The sequence below is a fragment of the Streptomyces dioscori genome (assembly GCF_003024195.1).
Taxonomy (GTDB): Bacteria; Actinomycetota; Actinomycetes; order Streptomycetales; family Streptomycetaceae; genus Streptomyces; species Streptomyces dioscori.
The window spans coordinates 167164-189237 of record NZ_KZ679057.1; the positions used below are offsets into that span (position 1 = coordinate 167164).

Consider the following 22074-nt stretch of genomic DNA (forward strand, 5'->3'; position numbering starts at 1 on the left):
GGCCGTGCCTTGACAGGGGTATGCCGTGAACACCGGTACGAGAGCGGTTCCTTGGCTCCGCGGCAGACGCGCGGTTGTCGTCGTGACGCTGGCCGTCGCACTGGCCACCGGAGCACTGCCCGCCGCGCAACCGGCGACGGCTGCCACCGGCGGCCTGGGCCGCCCCGACCTGCCGAAGCAACGTGATAGTGAGGTGCACGCGGTCGACGGCCTGGGTGCCACGCGGGCCCGTGCGGCCGTCGCGACGGCGCGCAAGCGCAATACCGCCCAGACCCAGCGTGCAGCAGGCGAGCAGCGCTCCGCCTGGCCCGAGCCGGGCCGGGTCACGGTCGCCGTGCCCACAGCCCGATCCGACCGTTCGACCGGCCGGGCAGGCGGACTGCCGGTCACCGTGGCCCGGGGCAGCGCCGGCAAGGCGGCGGGCGGCGCATCCACGATCCGCGTCCTGGACCGCCGTACCACTGACGCCGTCGGCATCAAGGGTGTGGTGTTCACGGCGGCTGCCACCCGGCCGGGCCGTGCCCGCCTCACCCTCGACTACTCGGCCTTCGCTTCCGCCTACGGTGGCGGATGGGCGAGCAGACTGGCTCTGGTGCGGCTACCGGACTGCGCCCTGGCCACCCCTCGGAAGACCGAGTGCCGCACCCGCACCACGATCGACTCGGACAACGACACCGCCGGGCAGACCGTCTCGGCCGATGTCGCGCTCACCCCCGCCTCCTCCGTTGCGCTGTTCGCGCTGACCGCCACCTCAGGTACGTCCGCTTCAGGCGGCGGTGACTACTCGGCGACCCCGCTGTCCGCATCCTCATCCTGGGAGGCCGGCGGCTCGTCAGGGGCCTTAACCTGGTCGTACCCGCTGGACACACCGCCCGCGGCGGTCGGCCCCCAGCCCGAACTGGAATTGTCGTACGACTCCGGTGGCATCGACGGCCGTACCGCATCCACCAACAACCAGTCCACCCAGGTCGGCGAAGGCTTCGACCTGTCCTCAGGGTCCTATGTCGAGCGGTCCTACGGCAGTTGCGACAAGGACGGCCAGAGCGGCAAGTCGGACCTGTGTTGGAAGTACGACAACGCCTCCCTCGTCCTCAACGGTAAGTCCAGTGAACTGGTCAAGGACGACACCACCGGTCGGTGGCGACTGAAGAACGACGACGCCTCCACCGTCACCCATTCCACAGGGGCCGACAACGGTGACGGCGATGGCGAACACTGGACCGTCACCACCGGAGATGGCACCAAGTACGTCTTCGGTCTGAACAAGCTTCCCGGAGCCGGCACGGAACGCACGCAGTCGGTGTGGACGGTGCCGGTCTTCGGTGACGATTCCGACGAGCCCGGATACGACCAGGGATCCACCTTCGCGAACCGCTCCACGACCCAGGCATGGCGCTGGAACCTCGACTACGCAGAGGATCTGAACGGCAACGCCATGACGTACTGGTACACCCCGGAAACGAACTACTACGGCAAGAACGGCGCCACCACCGCCACCGCCGAGTACATCCGCGGCGGCCACCTCGACAAAATTCTCTACGGTCAGCGCGCCAGCACCCTGTTCACCGGCGTCACCTCCAACAAGGTCACCTTCTCCTACAGCGAGCGCTGCACCGCTGCCGACTGTTCGGAGCTGAAGGAGTCCACCGCGGACAACTGGCCTGACGTCCCCTACGACGCGGTCTGCAAGAAGGACGCGGACTGCGACGTGCGCGGCCCGTTCTTCTTCACCCGCAAACGCCTCGCCCAGGTCGACACCTTCGCCTGGTCGACGGAGTCGGTCGCGTTCACCGCGGTCGACTCCTGGGCGTTCACGCAGAAGTTCCTGGACGGCGGTGACATAGGCGACACCAGCGACCAGACGCTGGTCCTCGACAGCGTGCGGCACACCGGCAAGAACGGCACCGACATACCCCTACCGCCGGTGAGTTTCACCTACCAGATGCGGGAGAACCGCGTCGACGCCACCGACGACATCCTGCCGCTCAGCCGTCCGCGCATCGAGAGCGTCACCACCGAGACCGGTGCGATCACCCGAGTCACATTGTCCGAACCCGAGTGCGTGCGCGGTTCGAGCATGCCGAGCGCCGTGGACCACAACACCAAACCGTGCTACCCGCAGTACTGGAACATCAACGGCGCCGAGGACGCGTCGCTCGACTGGTTCCACAAATATCGCGTCCTCGCCGTCAACGTCTCCGACCCCACCGGCAAGAACGACGCGGTGGAGAGCCAGTACTCCTACGCCGCTCCCGCATGGCACTACGACGACAATCCGTTCACCCCGGTCGACGAGCGCACCTGGTCCATCTTCCGCGGCTACGGCAAGGTCACCGTCACCAAGGGCACCGGCACCACACGTAGCAAGACCGTCTCGGTCTACCTCCAGGGGATGGACGGCGACCGTCTGCTGGACGCGGACGGCGCACTGGACGCAAGCGCCCGCCGGTCGGCCACCGTCGCGGGAATCGACGTCAGCGGCTTGGACGTCGCCGACCAGACCGACAGCGAGCCGTACGCCGGCCTCCTGCGTGAGGAGATCATCTACGACGGGACCACCCCGGTAAGCGTCGCCGTCCACGACCCCTGGTCGAAGAAGACGGCGACCCAGCACAAGTCGTATGCGGACACCGAGGCGTACTACGTCCGCGAGGCCAAGGCACACACCCACACGTATCTGACTGCCTCGTCGAGTTGGCGCACCACCACCAGTGCCACCGCCTACGACGACTACGGCATGCCGGAGAGCGTCGACAACAGCGGCGACACCGCCAAATCCGGTGACGAGACCTGCACCCGTACCTGGTACGCCCGCAACACCACCCTCGGCATCACGGCCCTGGTCTCCCGCACCCGTGTCGTGGGCCGTCCCTGCTCCGTGGCCGAGACCGCGCTGTCGCTGCCGACCTCGGCAGCGACCCCGGGGGACGTGGTGTCCGATGCGGCGACCGTCTACGACAGCGCTACTGCCACCGCCTGGAGCACCACCCAGACACCGACCCTGGGACTGGCCACCTGGAAGGGCCGTGCCTCCGCCTACCCGGCCACCGCAACCGGCGGGGAGCGCCACCCCACGTCCTGGCAGACGGTCAGCAGAACGGCCTACGACACCACGACAGCAGGACTCGGCCGCCCTCTCTCCATCACCGATGCCGCAGACAACACCACGACCGCCGCCTACACCCCCGTCGGCGCCGGCCCGCTGACCCGCACGGTCCTCACCAATCCCAAGAGCCAGAAGACCCTGACCTACCTGGATCCCGCGCGAGGGTCGAAGACCAAGGTCTACGACGTGAACACCAAGCTGACTGAAACGGCGTACGACGCGCTGGGCCGCGCCACAGCGGTCTGGCTGCCCAACCGTTCCCGCTCCTCCGAACAGTCGGCGAACTACACCTACGCCTACTCCGTCACCGCCGACGCGCCGTCCTGGACCTCCACCTCGACGCTGAAAGCCGACGGAAACACCTACAACACCAGCTACAGCATCTACGACGCCCAACTACGTCCGCTGCAGACCCAGTCCCCGACCCCGCTCGGCGGCCGCCTGCTGACCGACACACGCTATGACAACCGGGGTCTCGCCCACGAGACGTACGCCCAGATCTTCGACCAGGACAAATCACCGAGCGGCACGTACACACGCGCCGAATACGGTGAGGCGGCCCAGCAGACCGCCACCGTCTTCGACGGGGTGGAACGCCCGACCAGCAGTTCCCTGTTCGTATACGGCGTCAAACGCTGGACGACCACAACCGGCTACACCGGTGATTCCACGGCCAGCTCCGCTCTCACCGGCGGATCCGCGACCCGTGTGATCACCGACGCCCTCGGCCGCACGGTTGAACGTCGTGAATACGCGAGCCCTTCCCCGTCCGACGCCGCCTACGGATCCGGCCCCGGCGCCGCGTACACCTCCACCTCCTTCACCTACACCGCGGACGGCAGGGAATCGACGGTCACCGGACCGGACGACTCCGTGTGGTCCTACGACTACGACCTCCACGGCCGCAAGGTCACCTCCGCCGACCCCGACAAGGGGAAGACCACCACCGGCTACACCGATCTCGACCAGGTCTCCTGGCTCAAGGACGCCGCAGGACGCGTGGCGATCTCCGCCTACGACGTACTCGGTCGCGTCTCCGGCACCTGGAGCGCACCGGCCACGGCCGACCTGACCTCCACCATCGAGGAACAGGTACCCGCCAAGCAACTCACCGCCTACACCTACGACACCCTTGCCAAGGGGCAGCTGGACACCGCCGTCCGCTACGTCAACGGCAGCGCGACTACGGGTACGGCCTACACCAAAAAAGTCACTGCCTACGACGCCCTGTACCGGCCCACCGGTACCCAGCTGGTCCTGCCGGCAGGCGACGCGCTGGTGAGCTCCGGTGCGTTGTCCTCCGCCACGCTCGACTTCTCCTCGTACTACAACATCGACGGCACCCGGCAGTACACCCAGGAACCCGCTGCCGGCGGACTGGCGACCGAGAAGATCACCACCGAGTACAACGGAGTGGGCCTGCCCACCACCGTCTCGGGCACCAGCGGCTACGTCCTGGACACCAGCTACTCGGCGCTCGGAGAAACCGAGCAGCTCACCCTGGGCACGTCCGCCGCGGCCGGAACCAAGAAGGCGTACATCACCAATGCCTTCGAGGAAGGCACGGGCCGGCTCACCCAGGCCATGGTCACCGACCAGACCCACGGTTACGAGCTCCAAGAGCTCAACTACGGCTATGACGACGCCGGAAACGTCACCTCGATCACGGATCCCACCACACTCGGCACCACCTCCGCGGCGGACAACCAGTGCTTCGCCTACGACGGCTACCAGCGCCTTACCGAGGCATGGACGCCTAAGAGCGCCGACTGCTCGGCAACCAGCCGCACTGCCGCCAATCTGGGCGGGGCGAGCCCGTACTGGACCTCGTACACGTACCGGGACTCCGGACTGCGCACGACCGAGACCAGCCACACCCCCAGCGGCGACACGAAGAAGACGTACTGCTACGACGGCACCCGCAAGCACGCCCTGGCGGCGGTCACCACCGCCTCCTCCTGCACCGGCGTGAGCGCCGCCTACGGCTATGACGCCACCGGCAACACGACCACCAGGCCGGACGGGAGCACCACTCAGACCCTGACCTGGAACGAGGAAGGCGACCTCGGCAAACTCGTCGAGGGCAGCAGCACCACCGGCTACGTCTATGACGCCGATGGCACCCTGCTCATCCGGCGCAACGCCACCGGAGAGACCGTCCTGTACCTGGGCGCCACCGAGGTGCACCTGGATGCCAGTACCTCAACGCCCAAGCGCTGGGCCCAGCGCTATTACACCGCCGGTGACGCCACCGTCGCCCTGCGCAGCAACAAGTCAGGCAGCAACACCCTGACCTGGCTCGCCGCCGACCAGCACGGCACCTCCGGGCTGGCGGTCGAGGCGAACGCGCAGGGTGTCACCAAGCGGTACTCCACCGCCTTCGGCGCTACGCGCGCGGGCTCCACCGGCACTTGGGCCGACGACAAGGGATTCCTCGGGAAGAGCGCCGACAGTGGCACCGGCCTGACCCACCTGGGCGCCCGTGAGTACGACCCAGTGACCGGTCGATTCATCAGTGTCGACCCAGTTCTCACCACCGATCAGACACAGTCCCTCAACGGCTACACCTACGCGAACAACAGCCCCGTCACCCAGTCGGATCCCACCGGTCTGGAGTCTTGCTACCCCCACAACTGCTCGGGCAGCAACGGCACGTATGGAACGTATGAGCCGGAGAACGACCCGGCGTCGGACCAGTACGAGAACCCCAGCCCCAGCAACGGCGCGCCCTCGCTGGGAGCGGCCACCGGCAACAAGACGACGCGGCACGACCAAGCCCGCGACCGGGCGATCAAGGTGATCCAGATGCAGATCAAGAAGCTCGGCGTGAAAAATTTCAAGATCTTCACCACTATGCGAGTGGAAGGAGCGAATAAGAAATGCATGCACCCCGGCAGGAATGTTGGGGCCTCATGCAGTCACGGAGTGCCGGACATAGTCGGCTATGACCCCAACCACGACATTTACTATGTCTGGGAAGTGAAGTCCGCAGGAGTGGCCTCCAAGGCTGTGCCGGAAGCCGCCTGGTATGTGAACCGTATGCGTGCGGAGAGCATGAACGCTGTATTGGGTTGGACCATCGGCGGTCCATACCACGTGGTCAATGGTGACCGGGTGATCGGCCCCGAGTCAGGAGCTGTCATCTACGGAAAACCCAACAACAGGAAGTTCAAGCGCGTGCTCAGCTCCAGTCCCGCAGCCGCTCAGCAGCAGTCCCAACCTGTGCCGCAACCCACTCCTGGGCCAGCACCGGGCCCTTATCCGGGGACGGTCGATCAGCCCGGACTGGGTATCGTGCCCCAGTCGACTGACGGCGTGAGTCAATTGCCGTTGCTGGTGCCGATCGCCATCGTCGGGCTGCCCTTCGCCGTAGAGGCGGGCGGCGCAGCGGCCACAGCGTCGGTGAGCGCGGGCGTCGCAGCCAAAATTTTCGAACTGGCGGCATGAGCGAAGGAGACGGGCAGCAGCCATGAACCCCCTGGACACCCTCATCAAGCAATATGTGGTTCCGGTCGCCAAGGCGGCCGGTTTCACGAAGAAGGGCAGAGTCTTTCGTCTGGTGTCCGCCCATGGCGATCACCTGCTGATGCACTTCGACACCCATGAGGTCGACCCGGAGAAGTATGTCTTCGACGTCACTTTCTGGATCGTTCCGTTGCCGCATTGGGAGTTCTTGAGGCGGCAGGACGTCGCCCCGTCCGAGCCCCGCGCCGGCGGTGCCCTAGCGACCTACCCTGTGGTGCCGCCGGCCGTGGTCGCCCACGAACCCGAGGAGGAGATGCCGTTCCGGTCCCGATGGGCCTTCTCCGAACCGGGGACGCGGGATGTATGTGGACGAGAACTGGCCCGTGTCCTGGCCGAGGAGGCGTTCCCGAGGGTGACGCGTCTGCTCGATCGCAAGACTTTCTTGAAGGAGACGCGAGTCAATCCCAACGGTGAGCTGGTCCGGCTGAGGGGTGCTGCGCAGAGCGAGATCATGTTGCGCATCGACGACGACCCGATCGCGGAAGTCATCGCCCTGGTCGACAAAGCGGAGGAGGGCGGACTTTCTCCGTCCGTCGTCACGTGGGCACGGCAGCGTTTGAAGCAACGCGCGATGTGAGGGTAATCGAGTTCGGAATTCCGGGACGATGACGCAAGAGGCTGGGCTCGGTCGGGCAGGTCACGGTTCCGCGGTCGTGGAGCTCCTCCGCATGCTGAACTCCGGCCTCTTGCGCACGCTCCTGGCCGACGACCGGGCCACCGATCTCGTAGGCGACTTCGCCGACCGGACGTACAGGATCCTGACTGGGGCGGGAAAAGGCGTACCCGCCATTAAGGACCAGGGGGTACGGGAGCCGAGTGCGATACATCTTTTGGTGTAGCGCGGGTGCGGGGTGCTGTCAATTGGAGGGCGGCTCCATGTTCACCGGCCGTCGACCGTGACGCTCGGGCGACGCTCGTAATGGCGTCTGTACCGAGCCTTCGCGTGAGCGGTGCCAGCGACCGCTTGGTTCCGTGTTCGCGGAGCCGAGAGCGCCGTTGATACCACCCTGGTATCATGGCCGTATGGCGATGACACTCCGACTCCCCGACGACCTTGACGCGAAGCTCACCGAGCGAGCTCGCCGGGAGGGCCGCAGTAAGCAGGAACTCGCCATCGAGGCCATTCGTGACGCCCAGGACCGGGCCGAGTTGAAGGTCGATGACGTCTTGGTCGAGCTCATGGACAGCGATGCGGAGATCCTGGACTACCTGAAGTGACCGACGTGCGCTACATCCAGCTCGACGAGATCCTGGCCATCGCCCGTACGGTCAACGGCACCGAGCACAGTGTGCGTGACATGGGTCTTCTGGTGTCGGCGATTGAGAGACCCCGCACGAATGTGTTCGGGGCCGAGCTGTATCCCACGCTGCACGAGAAGGCTGCGGCGCTGTTGCACTCCGTCGCCCGCAATCACGCGCTGATCGACGGCAACAAACGCACCGCCTGGCTCGCCATGCGTGTCTTCCTGCGGTTTAACGGCGTCAGTGCCAGTAGCGTCCCGCCGCCCGTCTCCGTTGCCGGCCCGTTCGTCGAGGACGTCGCGCAGGACAACGTCGATGTACCGGCCATTGCCAAGCGCCTATCGGCCTGGTTCCCCGTTTCGTGACGTTCGACGACGTGAGGGCAGGGCACGTGCGTGCCCTGCCCTCAGGTGCGATCCGGCCCTGCTCAGGTCAAGCCGGAATGGGACGCTGTGTACTGGAAGGCGTGGCTCCCTTAAAGGGCTGTCCCGTACGTGATCTTCGAGCCGGTTGGGATCAGAGCCCCGCACACGGGTGACCGAGTCCTGATGGCAGGATGATCGGCCCGACGATCCTGAGGGGCCATGTCCGTGCACACCCCTGCCGACTACCTCGAACTGGCGCATGCCGAGAACGACAGCGTCGTTCTGCATCGACTCGCACGGTGTCCGTACCCCTTCGTCTGGCAGGCGCTGGCCGCCAATCCCTCCACGGCGCCTGGCACTCTGCTGGAACTGAGCACGGCCCGAGACAGCGCCTGGAACGACAACAGGCTCCTTCGCCTGCTGGCGGAACATCCGAGCGCGGACCACACCGTGCTGCGAGCCGTCCGTGACGCCGTGGCGGTGAAGCTCACCGAAGGCGAACGACCCTATGCCGCTGTGCTTGCGCTGGCGGGACGGACGGAAGTGGCGGCGGCAGAAGTGCGACAACTCGGGACTCTGCGTGGGGCTTCTGCGCGTCTGCGCAGTCAGCTGGACCGGCATCTGGGGCTCCGTACTTGACCCGTGTCCATCCCGGTCGGCTCCAGGTGGAACGATCCTGATGTGACCGCAGTGATCACGGCGTCGGGGCCGTCCTGGACAGGCCCTTTCACCGGGCTGAGCCCGCGCTGCTTCGGCAAGCTGGTGACCGCCGTGCGGCGCGAAACCGCTACCGAGCTCCAGCGTGGGCGGCCCTGGGGGCTCCCGCTCGAGGATCGCATCCTGCTTGTCACGGTCTACTGGCGAACGAACTTGACGATGCGCCAGATTGGTCCACTGTTCGGCATTTCGAACCCGGTGCGGCGTGACCGACGCCCTGCGGACCAGCGCATAACCGGCCAGCGCCTGATCGCCGCCGCAGGCGGCGGCCAGGTCGACCGCGCGCTGTGTCCACCACAGCGCCGCGCGCTCGTCCCCGGTCTCCTGCACCAGCCAACCCACGTAGTCGGCGTACCGGGAACCGAGCGCCAGCAGGCGACGCCTGGTGGCACTGTCGCTCTGCGCCGACAGCTCCCGCGGCGTGTGTCTGCGCGATCAGCACGGGCAGAAGCAGGCCGGGATCCACGGTCTGACCGAGTCTGCGGTAGTGCGGTAGTGCGGGAAAAGGGAGCGTGAGGCTTCCAGTGACAACTGCATCATCCAGTTCTCCTCCTCGACCCGGCCTGGCGCCGACACGGCAGATGAGTCGACAGCGGTAGGGGTGCCCAGGGCGATCAGTGCCCCGTCGGTACCGAGTGCGGCGTCGCACAGCCGCGCGAGATCACGGCTGGGCGCCTTGATGCCCCGCTCGACCTTGCTGAGCTGCGCCTTGCTGTAGTGCACGAGACCGGACAGGTCCGTCAGGCTCAGTCCGGCCTCCAGACGTCGCTTCCTCAGTTCCTCGCCGAACGATGTGGACGGATGTGGCACGGGAACCTCCCGAACCCGGTCATCCGGGTCGAGGCGGTGCTGCACGAAAGAGTGCGGCACCAACTCCCGGATGAAGAAGGCGATCGAAGCTGTTTCCCGTTTCCTTCTCCGACGCGGGGGCGCGGCAAGCTCATGCGGGGCAGTTGAGTTCCCCAAGGGCCGGTGCTCATGTTTCCGGCGGACGGCTGGGGCGCCTTCGTTGTAATGAGTGCGAGTGGGCGCTTGGGTGCCTGAGCCGAGATGCGGTCCGTCCGACACCATGGATCCGCATGATGACCCGCAGGAAAGCACAAGGAGGTCTTCGGCGCGCCCCCGCCCACGTGGCTGGGCCCGCGGCACAGCCGACGAGCCGCCAGCGGCGGTGGTGTCCGAGGCGCACACCGTCACCGAAAGTGGCGAGCCCCGGCAGCCGGGGCCGGTGCCGAGTGCGGTGGCCGTCGTCCGCGTACGCGAGCCCCGGCACCAGGACGCCCGCCAGGAGCACCGCGGCGGCCGCCGCGCGCCTCAGCACGTGCGTGCCCCGTCCGGTACGTAGTCGGTCACCATCCAGCCGTTCAGCCACTTCGTCGCCGTCGCGACGTAGCGGCGCGGCTGGTTCGTCGGGAGGGGAAGGACCTTGTTAGTGCGGCTGTCGATGGTCTGCCACTTCGACAGCGCGTCGGTGCTTGCGTAGTTCTCCAGGTCGGTGCCCTTGGCAACGGCCTTCCCGTTCGAAGTTGCTCATCGGTCACCCGGTCTGTCCAGACTCGGAGTCTGTGATCCAGCGCCCTTCGGCGGAGTCGTGCACGTACGCCGGCCTCCCCCTGGTCCCGCTCGTGCGGAACGGCTTCCCGCCGTCCGTGATCCGCACCGTCCCCGTACGGCCCCCGGCGCTCCACTCCAGCTCCAGATGCCAGCGGCAGTCGCAGCCCGCCGTCCGCGCGGAGACCAGCAGCTCCTCGGGGTCGGAGGAAGTGACCTTGTACGGGAAGGAGACGGCCGGGATCTTCCGGACCTTTGCGCCGGAGGCGTCAAGGCCGTCGGCCGGCCTCGCGAGCGGGCGCGGTCGGTCGAGGTCCACGGCGAAGTGGCGCGCGGTGACGGCGCCGCCACAGCCGTTGTCCATCCGGTACGCGTTCCACGGCAGCGGCGCGGCGCGGTCGACCACGCGCACGTGCAGGGCATGGAGGACGACGGCGTCGGACGGCGACCGGCCCTGGACCGTGATCCGCACCAGCGCCTCCCCGCCGTGCACAGCACCGTGCGTCCCGGCCCACGCCCCGGAGTCGGCCGCGACCGGCGGCGGGGCGACCGCGCGGGGGGCCCGGTCCACGAGGTAGGTGTGCCCGCAGCCGCCCTCCCAGAGCTGGGAACCGATGCTCCAGGTGAAGGGGAGGGCGGCCGCGGTCCGCCCCGGAGCGGTGGAAGCGGGAGAGGGGGCGAAAGCCGTACGGGTTGGGTGTCCGAGCAGGGCGGCGGCGAGGGCGAGCACGACGAGGCCGACGGCGGCGGCGACGAGGAGGGGAGCGGGGGCGCCACGACGGGGGCGGGCGCGGTCCGCCTCCGGCGCGGACGGTTCCGGGTTCGATTCCGGCGCGGCCGACACGGCTGGCACAGGCGTGGGCGCGGGCGAGGCCGCTCGGCGGCGGGCGCCGTCCGCCTCCGTCCAGGCCGCCTCCAGGGCCCGCCGTTCCTCCTCGTCCGCCCCGCACAGCAGGGCGAGGCGGTCGACCACGGCGAACTCCTGTGGGACGGTCGCGCCCGAGCAGTAGCGGTGGAGGGTGGACGCGCTGACGCTCAGCCGCCGGCCCAGCGCCTCGTAACTCCTCCCGTCCCGCGCCTTGAGCGCGCGCACGAGCCCCGCGAACTCCTCGACGGCGGCGTCCTTCGGCATTCCATCCCCCTCGACCCTGCGTCCCACCTTCACGTCCTTGCACGTCAGCGGGGGTGGAATGGTTCCGGGACGGCTGGTGGGCGCGTGATCGTTGCAGCCGGCGGGCGCCGGCCCCACGCTGGTTGAGCACTGACCGAACGAACGACCCGACGGGGGATCCACCACCATGAACAAGCTCCGCACCGCACTCGCCACCGCAGCCGCTGCCGCACTGGGCCTCGCGGCCCTCGCCACAGCCCCGGCGCAGGCCGCTGCCCAGCCCGCCTTCCTCGCCGCCTCCCAGATGCCGCCGTCGTCGACGCCGTGGACCGCCACCCAGGTCTTCACCGGCGTCCCGGAGAACGGCGGCGTCCTCTGCGCCCCGTACAAGATCCCGGCGCAGAACACCCGCTACCGCGAGTTCAGCACCGAGCTCGACACCAACGGCGTCCAGGTCACCACCGTCGCCCGTACCGAGGCCGACGCCGTGAAGCTGGTCGACACCCTCCGCGGGGCCCTTGCCGACTGCGGCCCCCTGCTGGAGCAGCAGAACCCGGGCCTGCAGGCCGTCAGCGCCTCCCACGGCAAGCTCGCTGTCGAGGAGGGCGCCTGGGTCTACAGCCTGGACACCGCCGACCCGCAGATCGGCATCTCCGACATCCACCTGTTCTCCGTCGGCCGCGACGGCCGCACCGTCACCCTCGTCCGCTGGGGCCAGATGGGCGACCTCAAGGACGCCCCGCTGACCGCCTTCCGCACCACGACGAAGACCGCCGTCAACAAGCTCCACTGAGCCGGGGGCTCCCCCGAGGGATGACCACAGCTCGACAGCGGCGCGGCCGGGACCCGGGCGCGCCGCTGTCGTGCCCATTTGCTCCGCCGGCTGCGACCACTTCCTGCCCTTCACCAGCATCGCCTGCACCCTCTTCTGTTGCCGCAGACTCGCCAAGTGAGATGGTCTCTCAGCGTCAGGAACGTAGCCGCGCTTCCTGGAGCCGCTATGCCGAACAGCCGACACCGAAGAAGGCGACGATGTCGTTGCGATGTGCGGGCTGCTGAAGACGATCACCATCCGCATGCCACACACTCGCCGATGGCCGCGTCGGCGAACGCACCGACTCCGACCAGCCTGCGAACAAGGCAGAACGGCGGCGAGCACGGCACTGCACAGATCCATCGCCGCCCCCACCCGTACCTGCCCGGCCAGCAGGAGAGGACCATCGCTACTTGTCGACCGTGACGCTCGTTTGACGCTCCAGGCACTCACACGCAGGACGGCGAGCTGAGAAACTAGCTCTGACCTGGACTTTTCCGTGATCCGCTCAAGCTGACAGCTTTTCGATGACCTCGTATGTGGAGTGCGTAGCGATTTTCGAGCCTGCCGGAGGGGCGCTTTATCTGCGGCTTTGTGGCGCAGGCGGGTCGACCGACCCGTTTCCCTCCACGCAGGGGGCCGAATAGATGGATCAATCTTGAAGGTTGCCTGACCTGCGACTTTTGAGGGAGACGTTCGCTTCGGCGCATTCAGGGGTTCTTTCGAGGAATCTTGACGCTCACTTTGAAGCTCTGGGCGTTACTGGGGCCACCCGCACGCCACCGAGGCACACGACATGGTTGTCCTGGTCGTAGCCGAACTCGCTGCGAACGCCGTCCTCCACGGCCGCGTCACCGGGCGTGGCTTCGCCCCGTCCCTTTCCCACGACGAGACTCTGGGCGTCGTCCGAATCGACTTGACCGACATTCACCCCACCCGGCTGGCGCGACCGGCTCCGATCCGGGCGAGGGCGGATGCCACAGACTGCTCCTGGTCGATGCGCTCGCCGCCGACTGGGGCGTACCCGACCGTCCCAGCCCGGCAAGACGGTCTGGGCGGACGGAGTGCACGACGGCTCCCCATCTCATCCGGCCCGTCGGGGCCAGCAGCTATGGCGTTCGGGGACAGGACGGTCGGCCCCGAAGCCCGGCTCAGGGCATTACGGACCTGGGCGTGGCGGTATTACGGTTACTCTCCGAGCGATGCCCTGAGCGTTTTCGAGGGGGAAACGGTCGTCGTGCAGGGCATCGGGGGTGAGGGGAGCCGCCGTGCAGGCGCTGTATGCCGTCAGTTTCGACGTCCGGTCCGCCCAGGAGCAGCCGGGCCACGTCTACGAGAGCCTTCGAGGCCATCTCGCCGACTGGCTCGGCCACCACGGACGTGTACTGGCACCGTCCGTGACCGAACTCGACAGAGACGGCCGGGCGGTGCTCGCCGGCAAGATTTCCGGCCATGGTGACCGCACAGTGAGCTGGACCGTGGCGGGCGACGAACTCACCCGCGCCCTGCGCATGACCATCCACCAGCCGCTGTCTACGGGGCCGGCCCAGTTTGTCACCCGGGTCACGGTCTCTCAGTCGGGGGAAGGCGGCGGGCTCAGGATCGTCATGGGCAGGGAGATCCCCGACGGCTGGATAGCACCGGTGCAGGATCCGCCGCTCAAGCGCCCCAACCTGCTGCGGGCGGTGCTCGGTGACGAGCAACTCGAAGTGCGGGTGCTGAGCCAGCTCGCCACGGGGCGATACGAGAGGATCCGGGAGGAGAGTCACGCTGACGTACTCCTCGACGTCCTGGCGCTGCGCACGCGCCTCCCCATTCTCCTGATGCACCCCAGGGACCAGGCGGGATGGAGCGCGGCGGCCGACGCGTCGGGACAACTCGCGGGCCTGGCCCAGGTGGTGACCCTGAACTACGTGACCGCACAGGCCGTCCGTCGCGCCCACGAGCAGGTGGCCGTACCCAGCGGTGGCGCCCGGTTGGTCTGGCCCGACCTCGGCCTGGAACACCTCGCCTACTCACGTGAGGAGGTGTCTCAGGCGTCCTTCGTGGAACGGCGGCTAATGCCGTCGCTCGCCCATCTCTCTGTCATAGCCCGCGGCAGTGACACGGCGTGGGAGCGTGCGCGACAGGCGTCGTACCGTGCGGGAGCCCGCAGGGCGGCGGAGCAGTTGTCGCGCGCCCAGGCCGCCGGAGACACGACTGCCGAGCTCGAAGCACTGCAGATACGTGTCCGGCAGCTCGAAGAGGACGCCACATCCTGGGAGGACATGGCACAGAGCTGCATGGAGGAGCGCGACAAGGCACGAGACGATGCCGCCACTGCTGAGGCCGTGCGTCAGGACCGGGACTACTGGAAGACTGAGTACCTAAACCTGTCGAAGATTGGGAGCGGGCAGGCGGCCACATTTGACGCCTGGAGCGAGATCCCACCTCTGGGAACGGACGCCGTGCCCACTTTCGGAGCTCTCGCCAAGGCGTCGGAGGAGCACATCGTGTTCACGGCGAGAGCGGCGCGTGCCTGGAAGGACTCCCGCTACCCGTACCCTCAGGAGATGACCGACCGGCTGACCGCCCTCGCGCAGGCTGCGACGGACCTGTACTCCAATTCCGGCAGGATGCCCAGGCTCGCCCAGTGGTTTTACGACAACCACGGACTGAAATTCGCGCCCAATGACGAGAAACTCAGCAAGGACAAGGACAAGCGCTACTTCACGTTCAACGGGAAGCGCTGGGACGGACTGCCGCACATTAAGGTCCGGGACGCCGTCTCGCCCAACGAGGTCGGACGCATCTACTTCGCCCTCGACTCAGAGGAGAAGCGGTTCATCGTGAACCATGTGGGACTGCACCTGTAGCCGGCCCCGGCGGGCACCTTATATCCATGGGCCCTCATGGTGACCACCATGGCACTGTACGGTACGGCGGATTTCAGCGTGCAAGCCCTCTCACCGCGATCCCTCATCCGGACGTGATCAGTCGACATGCGGATCATCGGACTCCTCGAGGAGGCGAGCCGCGAGGTCGTCGGCCCACTCCACAGCCCAAGCGCGAAGCGCGGTGATGGTGGCTTCATCGAGCCCGTAGGCGAGGAAGGCTTCGTCGTCGGTCCACTCGGCGCCCGTGAGGTTCGACTGCAGGTCTTCGCGCTCGAAGCGGCCACGGGCGTGTCGGCGGCCGAACTCTTCGAGCTCGGTGTTGGTCCACCGCCGGGAGGCTGCGAACACGTCGATCAAGTCGCGGGGCGCTCCGCGGTCGGCGAGGGCGCGGACCTTGGCATTCTTGCCCGGTGGCGGGGTCGGCCACGGTGAAGCGGGCGGAAAGCGGGGCGGTCTCCAGCGCGTGCACCTTCCAGCCGCAGGCTTCCAGGCCGGCGCGGAGCGTGGACGCGATGTCGGCCATGGGCGCCGGGTTCTCGGTGGCGACGTCGAGGTCCTGGCTGGGGCGGTTCACGAGGCGGTGTGCCCGCACGGCGTATCCACCGGTGAGGACCAGGGGATACGGAGAGCCGAGTGCGATCACATCCGCCAGGAGCCGCGTGTGCAGCTCCGGCATGTCCGTCACGCGGCGGCCCGGGTGCGGGAGGCGAGCTGGGGGAAGGCGTCTTCCCATACGGTGCGCACGGTGCGGCCGGCGAGGGTGCGCAGTACCGGCCACAGCTGGAGGAGTAGGTCCCGGTTGAGGTAGCGGGGCAGGTCCTCGTGCAGGCCCTCGTGCAGGACGGTCCGGTATAGGCCCATACGCTGACGCGGCTTGCCCAGGTCGTATGAGGTCATCCCGGACCAGGCCATGTGGAGCGGCAACTCCACGACACCGTGGGTCGGCCCGCGCAGCTCGTCCAGCGACTCAGGCAGGCGGCGGCGGAACTTCTCCCGGTACAGCGCGAGGTCCTCGGCGACCGTACCCGAGAGGTCGCTCGGCGTGGGTGCCGGATGTGGCGCTGCCCGACCTGATCCTGTCCTTCGCCGACCGGGACCGCTCACCGGCACTCGGCGCCTTCCTGGACACCGTCCGCCGTAACTGCCCCGACGTGGGTGCTGCGCTCGATCTGCGGTTGGGCCGGGCATGAGGGCTGTGACCGGCTCGCGTTGATGTGCCAGGACGGCACGGACGGGGGATGGTGGTGGCATGACCGGCTCCGCACTCATCGTCATCGACATGATCAACACGTACGAGCACAAGGACGCGGAACTCCTGCTGCCCGCCGCCGAGGCGGCGCTGCCCGGGATCGTGTCGCTGCTCCGCCGGGCGCGTGCGGCCGGAATCCCGGTGATCTACGCCAACGACAACTGGGGACAGTGGCGTTCCCACCACGGCGAACTGCTCGATGAAGCCCTGGCGACGCCGCATGCCGCTCTGGTGGAGCCCTTGCGTCCTGACAACGAGTCCTTGTTCATCGTGAAGGCCCGGCACTCCATCTTCTACGAGACACCGCTGACGTATCTGCTGGCGGAACTCGGCGTCGACCGCGTGGTCCTGACCGGCCAGGTGACCGAGCAGTGCGTGCTGTACTCGGCGCTCGACGCGCACATCCGGCATCTCGACGTCGTCGTGCCCGCGGACGCCGTGGCCGCCATCCACCCGGAACTCGCGGACGCCGCGCTCAGCATGATGCGGCGGAACATGCGCGCGGAGATCACGCGGGCCGCGGACGTGGAGTGGTGAGCCGGTAGGCGGGGTGTGTGGTGGTGGCCGGGTGAGCCGGCAGACGGGGGAGCCGGCGGCCGGGTGCGTCGGTAGCCGGGCGAGCTGACAGCCGGGGGAACTGCTCGGGACCCGGGGAGGACCCCCACCGGGGCTTCGGCCGGCTTCAGGACCGCAAAGTGGTGCTGACCGGCGGTGACTCGGGCGTCGGGTGGGCCGTCGCCGGCGGCTCACTCATCCCGTGACGCCCGCCACCGGGCCAGCGCGGCGGGCAGATGCTCCTCTATATGGGCGGGCAGCGGCTCGTTCTGCGTCGTCGCGATGAGGGCCTTGGCCACCTCGTGCACCTTGGTGTTGGAGTGCTGGGACACATGGACCAGGATCTGCCAGCCCTCCTCGGCGGTGCACGACCAGGCCGCCATCAGCACCCCGCGTGCCATGTCGACGATCGGCCGGCGCTCCAGGGCCTTCTTGAGCTGCTCCGTCTCCGCCAGCAACTGTTCCCCGGTCGGCATTCTGCCCTCGGTGCAGCCGACTTCACGAACGGTCTCGCGCTGCGCGCCGTGCGGGAGTCGTTCGGCGAGGTCGCGCCGCGGGCCGGGGCGCTGAGAAGGGCGCATGTCTGGAGCCTTCCCGTCCGTTGGTCGTCGATACATCGACACATCGATGTATCGGCAGTCCGGTTGTGGGGCCTGGGCGGCTGCGCGCACGGCGTGCCCGCAGGTGGCGGGGGCCCCGTGCGGCGAGGCCGTCGACCATCGCGATGAGATCGCGGGCCGTCTCCCGGGCCTCGCCGTCGGTACGGGGGATGCCGGACCAGGCGCAGACCGCGCGGGTGAGCAGCACGCTCGCCTCGTCGAAGAGCGCCGCCCGGTCGCCGCCGGCCCACCGCTCGCGGGCGCGGTCCCACTCGGCTCCGAGGTGATCGGCCAGTGAGCCGAGGCCGTCGCGGTCCATGAGCAGGGACATGAACATCGCCTTGCGCACCCGGTGTTGCGGGCCGTCCAGTGTGTGCACGGCCCCGCGTTCGAACAGCGTGTCCAGGAGAGGGAGAGGGAGAGGGAGAGGTCTCGGCAGGGCTTTCTGACGTTTGATGTGGGTCTCGGTCTCGGTCTCGTCGCAGAAGAAGCGCACCGCATCGGGGGCGTGGGGCACCACGGGCTCCTTGCCCATGAGGCGGGTTTGGTCCGGCCTGCCGCGGCTGCGACGGCGGCGGTCGGGCAACCACGTGTACCCCTGGACCAGCAGGGCCGTGGTGCTGTCGAACACGTGGAGCCTTTCCGCAGCCGCAGCCGCAGCCGCAGCCGCAGCCGCAGCCGCAGCCGCAGTCGCGATCGTCAGGAGTCGCGCCGGTCGCGCCGCTGGACGTCGTCCTGGGCGTCCTCGTTCGGGGTCAGTGCGTCGGCCGCCTCGCGGTCCGTGCCGCGCCGCTCTCCGTCGTCCACCACGGCCGTCTCGGCTTCCTCCGCCGCGTGGAGGACCTCGCCCGCCGCCGTTTCGGGGTGCTCTGGGTACTCTGGGTGCTCGGCGTGCTTCTTGCGCTCGTCGCGCGCGGGCCGGTGCGCGGGCCGGTGTCCGGGCCCGCGGTCACGGGTGGTCATGACGGCGGCTCCTCTCTGACGGCGCGTCCGTCGCCGGGGGCGGGGGGCTCGCCTGCGTGCCTGTGTGCCTACGTGCGTGCCTGCGTGCGTCCCCGGGGTGATCGGTGATCGGTGATGGGCGGATGGCTGCGGGCGGTCGGCGGTCGGCGGTCGGCGAACCGCTGACCGTGCCCCGTGCCCCGTGCGCCGAGCGCCGTGCCCCGTGCCCCGTGCGCCGTGCGCCGAGCGTCGGTCAGCGGCCGAGGGCCTTCGTCAGCTGCTGTTTGTTCATCGACGAACGGCCGTCGATACCGCGCTTCTTCGCCTCCGCGTACAGCTGGTCCTTCGTCGGCCCCTGGGCGCCACTGTGCGAGCGCTCGCCACCGCGTTGCGAGGCGGACTTCTTGTCCTGGGTGGACGTCCTGCTGGCCGTCTTCGACTCGCCGGCGCGGGCCCTCTCCTTGTTCACGGTGCGTGCCGCGATCTCCTTCGCACGCCCCGTGGAGGTGCCGCGCTTCTCGGCGCTCTCCTTGATGTGCTCGTACTGACGCTCACGCTTCGCGTTGGAACCCTGCGGCATGACGAACTCCTTCCGGACCGGGGGCGGCGGCTCGGCCGGACCCGCGTTTCGACGATCTCCCGCGTACCCCTCGGTCGGCTTCTCACCCGGAACACGCGTGTCCCATCTGACGTGGTACCCCACCGGGTGTGCGAGCGGACCGTGACCGAACGGATGACGACCTCAGCGTGCAGGTCTTCATCGACCTGAGCGGGGTCAAGTTCGTCGGTGTGGGCGACCAGATCGCGCAGCCCGTCGAGGGGCCGTTCCGTTGTCGTCTCGTCGTCGGCGTGGGTGAGCTGGGCGTTGAGGCGCCGGTGGTCGGAGGTGTGCAGGTTGATGCGGTGGTGCCGCCGCATCCACCAGGCGGCGGCGTACCCGCTGACCGCGGGCACCTGCTCGACCTCGCCGAAGAAGGCGTCACGCGGCAGCGTCACCTGGCGCAGGCGCAGGCGCAGGCGCGGGCGCGGGCGCAGACTCGCCGGGTCCGGGACGCGGATGTCGAGAGCGGGCGGCAGCTGACAGCGCGGTCGGGCGGATCTGCGCCGAGATGCTCACGCCCTATCCGCCCGGGATCCCCGCGGTGCTCCCGGGCGAGATGCTCGACCAGGCCGTGGTGGACTACCTGCGCAGCGGTGCGGACGCGGGCATGCTCATCCCTGACGCCGCCGACGGCAGCGCCGACTCAATCCGCGTGTCCGTGCACGACGTCGACGCGGACTGACGGACGGAGTCCGGGCGTGGACGGGTTGGACCGGTGGGACGGGCTGGACGGGTTGGACCGGCCGGACGCGCTGGACCAGTTGGTGGGACCGCGCCCGGACTCCGGCGCTCAGACCGTCCTCGGCGGCGTCAGACCGTCCGTCGCGGCGTCAGACCGTGCGTCGCGGCGTCAGACCGTGCGTCGCGGCAGCGGGCGTACGGCCGGTCCCTGGAGGACCCCGCCGTCGACGCCGAAGCGCGAACCGTGGCACGGGCACTCCCACGCCGTCTCCGCCTCGTTGAACGCGACCAGGCAGCCGAGATGCGTGCAGCGTGCCGACACGGCGTGGGCCGTGCCGGCCTCGTCGCGGTAGACGGCACAGCGGCGCCCCTCGACGCGTACGACCGCGCCCGAACCGGGGGCGATCTCGGCGACGGAGTCGACGTGGGTGGTCCTCAGCCGGTCGCCCACGAAGTGCTTGGCCACGTCCGCCTGCTGCTTCAGCAGAGTGGCGCCCTCCCGGACGGTGCTCCACAGGCGGCGCGGGTCGTACAGCCCCGCCCACTCCGGTTCCGCGCCGGTGAGTGTCGACGCCAGCAACTGTCCGGCCATGGCGCCCCCGCTCATGCCCCAGCCGCCGAAGCCGGTCGCCACGTACACGTGCCGTGCGCCTGGATGGAACGGGCCGACCAGCGGCACGCCGTCGCTCACGTCGTTGTCCTGGGCCGCCCACCGGTACGCCGTGTCGCCGACCGGGAAGTGCTCGTGCATCCACGCGTCCAGCCGCAGGAAGCGCTCGTTGCCGTCGCCGGTGCCGGGAGTGAAACTCTCCCCGGTGACGATGAGGAGCCGTCGGCCCTCGTCGAGCGGGGCGGTGCGTACGGACCGTTTGCCCAGGTCGTCCGTGATGTACATGTGCTCCGGTGCCGCCGGGGCGGGGAGCGGAGCGGCGACCACCAGTTCGCGGCGCGGTGACAGGCGCGCGAAGTGCAGGGCGCGGTCGAAGACCGGGTAGTGCGTGGCGACGACGACGTCGTTCGCCGTGACCGTCGTGCCCCGCTCGGTGGTGAGCCTGCACGGGGTGCCCTCGCTGAGGCCGGTCACCCGGGTCCGCTCGTGCAGGACACCGCCTCGCGCGGCGATGTCGTCGGCCAGGGCCAGCAGGTACGTGCGCGGGTGGAACTGCGCCTGACCCGTGACGCGTACCGCGGCTGCCACGGGGAACGGCAGATCCGTCTCCGTCACGAGGTCGGCGGCCAGCCCCGCCTCGGCGGCGGCCTCCGCCTCCGCCTCGAACGTGGCGCGTTGCTGCGGGTCGACGGTGAAGGTCAGGGCCGACGAGCCTTCGAAGTCGCAGTCGACGCCGAGTTCCGCCGCCACGGACGCGACCCGCTCCACCGCGGCCTGCTGGGAGTGGGCGTACTGGCGTGCGCCCTCCTTTCCGCGGGTGTGGCGCAGGCGTTCGTACACGAGCGAGTGCGCGGCGGTGAGCTTCGCCGTCGTGTAGCCGCTCACCCCGGCGGCGACGCGGTCCGCGTCCAGCACGAGGACGCCGCGTCCGGCGCGGGTCAGTTCCCAGGCGATGGACAGACCAGCCATGCCCGCGCCGATCACGACGACGTCCGCCGTCACGTCGGCCTCCAGACCCGGCCACCGGGTGCCCGGCGCCGTGGCCATCCAGTACGACTCCGCTGTGCCCGGCAGTTCAGATCGCGTGGTCATGGCCCACGGGTTCCCCCACCGCGCGAAAGGAGACGCCGAAGAGCGCTCCTTCCCCGGAGCGGCCCCGGGCAGACCAGGAAGCGAGGCGAGGGGGTGGGCCGAGTACCGGGGGAGGAGCGGCCCGCCCTCGCCCGGACGGTCCTGTCCCGCATGCTGCGAACCGGGCGGCGGGGGACCGTGGGATGCGCGGGGGTGGGATGCCCCCGGGCGGCCCCCACCGCCCCGGCATCCGCAGCATCCGAAGCATTCCCGGCGTTCCGGCGTGACCGAACGAGGAGCCCCCCGTGCCTGAACCGGCCACCCGCCACCACCCCACGCCGCCCGGTCCCGCAACGCCCAGCCCCACCACACCTACCCCCACCACACCTACCCCCACCACACCTACCCCCACCACACGTACCCCCGCCCCGCCCACCCCCGGAAGAGTCATCCGAGTTG

Annotated in this window: 18 protein-coding genes and 3 pseudogenes; 12 read left to right on the forward strand and 9 right to left on the reverse strand. The window is 68.9% G+C overall.

Going from position 1 to position 22074, the window contains the following annotated elements:
* Positions 1-25 precede the first annotated feature (25 nt).
* The 6 genes and pseudogenes from C6Y14_RS38445 to C6Y14_RS38475 all read left to right on the forward strand — a co-directional run.
* Positions 26-6553, forward strand: coding sequence for an RHS repeat domain-containing protein (locus C6Y14_RS38445; RefSeq protein ID WP_225891488.1), 6528 nt, complete (start codon positions 26-28; stop codon positions 6551-6553).
* Positions 6554-6575: 22 nt separating this feature from the next.
* The gene (locus C6Y14_RS38450) at positions 6576-7208 is read left to right on the forward strand and encodes a hypothetical protein (RefSeq protein WP_107021546.1); all 633 of its coding nucleotides are present in this window, start codon (positions 6576-6578) and stop codon (positions 7206-7208) included.
* 446 nt (positions 7209-7654) lie between these two features.
* Positions 7655-7849, forward strand: a complete 195-nt coding sequence (locus tag C6Y14_RS38460; protein WP_107021548.1) for a ribbon-helix-helix protein, CopG family — start codon at positions 7655-7657, stop codon at positions 7847-7849.
* Positions 7846-8238: a type II toxin-antitoxin system death-on-curing family toxin gene (locus C6Y14_RS38465; protein ID WP_107021549.1), complete on the forward strand. Its 393-nt coding sequence runs from the start codon at positions 7846-7848 to the stop codon at positions 8236-8238. The genes C6Y14_RS38460 and C6Y14_RS38465 overlap by 4 nt, the downstream gene beginning before the upstream one ends.
* 219 nt (positions 8239-8457) lie before the next feature.
* Positions 8458-8877, forward strand: coding sequence for a hypothetical protein (locus C6Y14_RS38470; protein WP_225891489.1), 420 nt, complete (start codon positions 8458-8460; stop codon positions 8875-8877).
* Positions 8878-8919: 42 nt separating this feature from the next.
* Positions 8920-9147 (forward strand): annotated as a pseudogene (locus C6Y14_RS38475) (helix-turn-helix domain-containing protein); the annotation flags it as partial.
* 243 nt (positions 9148-9390) lie between these two features.
* On the opposite strand, the gene C6Y14_RS45385 reads toward C6Y14_RS38475, so the two are convergent.
* Both C6Y14_RS45385 and C6Y14_RS38485 read right to left on the reverse strand, forming a co-directional pair.
* Entirely contained in the window at positions 9391-9765 is a 375-nt protein-coding gene (locus C6Y14_RS45385) for a helix-turn-helix domain-containing protein (RefSeq protein WP_225891490.1), read from the reverse strand.
* Positions 9766-10492: 727 nt separating this feature from the next.
* A complete protein-coding gene (locus tag C6Y14_RS38485) occupies positions 10493-11638 on the reverse strand; it encodes a transcriptional regulator (RefSeq protein WP_107021550.1) in 1146 nt (381 codons plus the stop codon).
* 166 nt (positions 11639-11804) lie between these two features.
* Here C6Y14_RS38485 and C6Y14_RS38490 point away from each other — a divergent pair, with 166 nt between their 5' ends.
* Positions 11805-12410: a hypothetical protein gene (locus C6Y14_RS38490; RefSeq protein WP_107021551.1), complete on the forward strand. Its 606-nt coding sequence runs from the start codon at positions 11805-11807 to the stop codon at positions 12408-12410.
* A gap of 1289 nt (positions 12411-13699) precedes the next feature.
* Positions 13700-15286: a hypothetical protein gene (locus C6Y14_RS38495; RefSeq protein ID WP_107021552.1), complete on the forward strand. Its 1587-nt coding sequence runs from the start codon at positions 13700-13702 to the stop codon at positions 15284-15286.
* A gap of 117 nt (positions 15287-15403) precedes the next feature.
* Here the strand turns inward: C6Y14_RS38495 and C6Y14_RS38500 are convergent.
* Together C6Y14_RS38500 and C6Y14_RS38505 are read right to left on the reverse strand one after the other, a co-directional pair.
* Positions 15404-15983: pseudogene (locus tag C6Y14_RS38500) on the reverse strand (hypothetical protein).
* 5 nt (positions 15984-15988) lie between these two features.
* Complete coding sequence (locus C6Y14_RS38505) at positions 15989-16411, reverse strand: hypothetical protein (protein ID WP_107021597.1); 423 nt, start codon at positions 16409-16411, stop codon at positions 15989-15991.
* On the opposite strand from C6Y14_RS38505, the gene C6Y14_RS38510 reads away from it, so the two are divergent.
* Both C6Y14_RS38510 and C6Y14_RS38515 read left to right on the forward strand, forming a co-directional pair.
* Entirely contained in the window at positions 16363-16497 is a 135-nt protein-coding gene (locus C6Y14_RS38510; RefSeq protein WP_404828895.1) for a hypothetical protein, read from the forward strand. The two genes, C6Y14_RS38505 and C6Y14_RS38510, sit on opposite strands and share 49 nt — an antisense overlap.
* A gap of 59 nt (positions 16498-16556) precedes the next feature.
* A complete protein-coding gene (locus C6Y14_RS38515) occupies positions 16557-17093 on the forward strand; it encodes an isochorismatase family cysteine hydrolase (protein ID WP_107021553.1) in 537 nt (178 codons plus the stop codon).
* Between the two features lie 209 nt (positions 17094-17302).
* On the opposite strand, the gene C6Y14_RS38525 is transcribed toward C6Y14_RS38515, so the two are convergent.
* The 4 genes from C6Y14_RS38525 to C6Y14_RS38540 form a co-directional block, all read right to left on the reverse strand.
* Entirely contained in the window at positions 17303-17587 is a 285-nt protein-coding gene (locus C6Y14_RS38525; RefSeq protein WP_107021554.1) for an ANTAR domain-containing protein, read from the reverse strand.
* Between the two features lie 22 nt (positions 17588-17609).
* Complete coding sequence (locus C6Y14_RS38530) at positions 17610-18341, reverse strand: cytochrome P450 family protein (protein ID WP_107021555.1); 732 nt, start codon at positions 18339-18341, stop codon at positions 17610-17612.
* Between the two features lie 68 nt (positions 18342-18409).
* Positions 18410-18673 carry a hypothetical protein gene (locus C6Y14_RS38535; protein WP_107021556.1) on the reverse strand — a complete coding sequence of 88 codons (264 nt, stop codon included), beginning with the start codon at positions 18671-18673 and terminating at the stop codon, positions 18410-18412.
* Between the two features lie 232 nt (positions 18674-18905).
* Positions 18906-19232, reverse strand: a complete 327-nt coding sequence (locus tag C6Y14_RS38540; RefSeq protein WP_107021557.1) for a plasmid stabilization protein — start codon at positions 19230-19232, stop codon at positions 18906-18908.
* A gap of 318 nt (positions 19233-19550) precedes the next feature.
* Here C6Y14_RS38540 and C6Y14_RS44370 point away from each other — a divergent pair, with 318 nt between their 5' ends.
* Entirely contained in the window at positions 19551-19733 is a 183-nt protein-coding gene (locus C6Y14_RS44370) for a hypothetical protein (protein ID WP_159074392.1), read from the forward strand.
* 1 nt (position 19734) lies between these two features.
* Positions 19735-19935, forward strand: a pseudogene (locus C6Y14_RS38550) (Orn/Lys/Arg family decarboxylase); the annotation flags it as partial.
* A 168-nt stretch (positions 19936-20103) separates the two neighbouring features.
* Here the strand turns inward: C6Y14_RS38550 and C6Y14_RS38555 are convergent.
* Positions 20104-21636, reverse strand: coding sequence for an FAD-dependent oxidoreductase (locus C6Y14_RS38555; protein ID WP_107021559.1), 1533 nt, complete (start codon positions 21634-21636; stop codon positions 20104-20106).
* Positions 21637-22074: the final 438 nt, after the last annotated feature.